2 protein-coding genes are annotated in these 3,054 nt (G+C 57.0%); both read left to right on the plus strand.

Translation table 11 applies throughout. The annotated features are described in order from the left end of the window. The coding region (locus RSF91_RS19700; RefSeq protein ID WP_332569989.1) for an efflux RND transporter permease subunit at positions 1-2,372 on the plus strand (2,372 nt) is incomplete at its 5' end. Positions 2,373-2,516: 144 nt separating this feature from the next. Then, the gene (locus RSF91_RS19705) at positions 2,517-2,852 is read left to right on the plus strand and encodes a P-II family nitrogen regulator (RefSeq protein ID WP_332569990.1); all 336 of its coding nucleotides are present in this window, start codon (positions 2,517-2,519) and stop codon (positions 2,850-2,852) included. The last annotated feature ends 202 nt before the right edge of the window (positions 2,853-3,054 follow it).

The following is a 3,054-nucleotide window of genomic DNA, read 5'->3' on the forward strand; positions in this document are numbered from 1 at the left end:
TGGGCATGATTCGCTCGCTGGAAGATATTGGCAACATCGTGCTCAAGGAGCAGGGTGGGGTGCCTGTCTATGTACGTGATGTGGCCAAGGTGCAGATTGATGCCGAAGTGCGCCAGGGCGCCATCATCAAGGGTGGCTATACCGAAGGCGTTTCCGGCATTGTGCTGATGATGCGCGGCGGCAATGCCAAGGAAGTGGTGACCCGCGTGAAAGAGCGCGTGGACGAGATCAATACCAAGGGCATGCTGCCCGGCGGCTTGCAGATCGTCTCTTACTACGACCGTACCGATCTGGTGGACTCGGCTCTGTGGACCGTGGGCAAGGTGCTGATTGAAGGCATCTTCCTGGTGGTGATCGTGCTGTTTGTGTTCCTGGGCGATGTGCGTTCCAGCCTGATCGTTGTGGCGACGCTGATCATTACGCCGCTCACGACCTTCATCATGATGAACAAGTACGGCATCTCGGCCAACTTGATGTCGCTGGGGGGGTTGGCCATTGCCATCGGCCTGATGGTGGATGCGACCGTGGTGGTGGTGGAAAACGTCTTCCACAAACTGGGGCAGGCTGGCGATTCGCGCGGTGAGCGCATCCGTACTGTGCTGTCTGCCACGGTGGAAGTGGCTACGCCCACGATCTTCGGTATCGCCATCATTATTTTGGTGTTCCTGCCGCTGATGACGCTGCAAGGCATTGAAGGCAAGATGTTCGGCCCGCTGGCGCTGACCATTGCCATGGCTCTGGCGATTTCGCTGGCCGTGTCGCTGTTCCTGTCGCCCGTGCTGTGCTCGTACTTCCTCAAGGGCGGTGCGGACCACGATACCAAATTGATTGGCTTCCTCAAGCGTCACTACCTGAACCTGCTCGATGGTGCTACCGCACGCAATCGCCTGACTCTGGCTGTCGCTGTGGCTCTGCTCATCGGCTCGCTGGGTTTGTTTCCCCTCCTGGGCAAGTCTTTCATGCCCACCATGAAGGAAGGTGCCTTGACGCCGCAGATCAACCGCGTGCCAAGCATTTCTCTGGATGAATCCATCCGCATGGAAATGGCTGCCATGAAGGAAGTGGCGCAAGTGGCTGGTGTGAAGTCTGTGGTGTCCAAGTTGGGTCGTGGCGAATCGCCTGCTGATCCTGCCGGCCCTAATGAGTCTGACCCCATCGTGCTGCTGGATCCTGAGTCTGAACGCACGCAGGATGAGATCGACGAAGAGATTCGTCAGCGTCTGTCCAAGATTCCGGGCGTGCAGATTGTGCTGTCGCAGCCTATTTCTGAGCGCGTGGATGAAATGGTGACGGGCGTGCGTTCGCAGCTGGCCATCAAGGTGTTTGGCGATGAGCTGACTGAGCTCAAGGATGTCTCCGAGCAAGTAGCGCGTATTCTGAAAAGCGTCTCTGGTAGCACAGACATTCGTATTGAGCGTCTGTCGGGTCAGCAGGCTTTGACGGTGGATATTGACCGCAAGGCAATTGCCCGCCATGGTCTCAACGTGGCCGATGTACAAAGCGTTCTGGAATCCGCCATTGGCGGCAAGGACGTGACCACGTTGTATGAAGGCGAGCGTCGCTACTCCGTGGTTGTCCGCTTCCCCGAGGTCTATCGTGGCTCGGCTCAGGCAATTGGCGCAACTTTGTTGACGACCTCCGCTGGCGCGCAAGTGCCGTTGAGTAGTCTGGCCAAGATTGAACTGGTGGACGGCCCTGCGCAGATCAGCCGTGAAGGCGGTAAGCGCCGTGTGGTGGTGGGTGCCAACGTCGAAGGGCGTGACCTGGCCGGTTTTGTGGCCGAGGTCGAGCAGCGTCTCGAGAAGGAAGTCAAGCTGCCTGATGGCTACTACTTCAAGTTCGGTGGCCAGTTCGAGAACATGGAGCGCGCCATGGGCACGCTGCAGGTAATCGTGCCGTTGACCATCGTGGCCATCTTCTTCCTGCTATTCCTGTTGTTCAACTCCATCAAGATCGCCAGCCTGATCATTCTGGTGCTGCCATTCGCATCGATTGGTGGCCTGATCGGTTTGTTTGTCACGGGTGAGTATGTGAGCGTGCCAGCCTCCGTGGGCTTTATTGCTCTATGGGGTATTGCTGTGCTCAATGGCGTGGTGCTGGTCTCCAGCATTCGCCAGCTGCGACAGGATGGAATGGATGTGGCGCAAGCCGTGCGTGAAGGCTGTATTCAGCGATTCCGCCCGGTGATGATGACCGCGACAGTCGCTTTGCTGGGCTTGGTGCCGTTCCTGTTTGCGACGGGTCCTGGGTCTGAGGTCCAACGCCCATTGGCGATTGTGGTGATCGGTGGTCTGATTACCTCGACTCTTCTGACGCTGGTGGTGCTGCCTACGCTGTACCGCTGGTTTGATGAGAAGCCGACTGAGGCTTAAGCACCCCCTGAGGCGCTTTGCGCGCCTTCCCCTTCTCTTTTAGGGAGGGGACAACAGCTTCACTGTGGGGCAGCCCTTGTTTGCTGTTTCTTGCGTGAGGAGCGTCAGTTTTGACGCGTGAATACTAAAAAGGAGAGTGAATCTATGCCGATGAAGGAAATCCGGGCCATTGTGCGGCCCAGTCGTCTGGAGCGCCTGCGCACTGCGCTGCGCGCCATTCCTAACTTTCCCGGCGTGACCATTTTCAAGGCTGAGGGCTTTACGGCCCCGGCTGCGGTGGACAAGCGTACCGTCAAGGATGAGTTGACCGATTTTTCGGACAAGCTCATGGTCTGCGTCATCGTGGATGAGTCCATGGTGGAGCCGATTCGCGAAGCCATCGTCATGGCTTGCCGCACCGGTCAGATCGGTGATGGTCTGGTCTGGACGGTGGACATTGGAGAAATGCACCGTATCCGTGATGGCGGCGCTGTGAACTAATGCGCTTGATGTGCTGAAGTGAAAAGGGATGCTTGCTGCATCCCTTTTTTATGTTTACGATAAATTGTTGAGCGTTTTCCCTGAAGCACTAAAAAGCCTGTGCTACAATTTTTGCATTGCAGCAGAAAAACACTGTTTCTTTGCTTCAGGGGGTATAGCTCAGCTGGGAGAGCGCTTGCATGGCATGCAAGAGGTCATCGGT

Source organism: Comamonas sp., from assembly GCF_036643215.1.
Taxonomy (GTDB): domain Bacteria; phylum Pseudomonadota; class Gammaproteobacteria; order Burkholderiales; family Burkholderiaceae_C; genus Comamonas.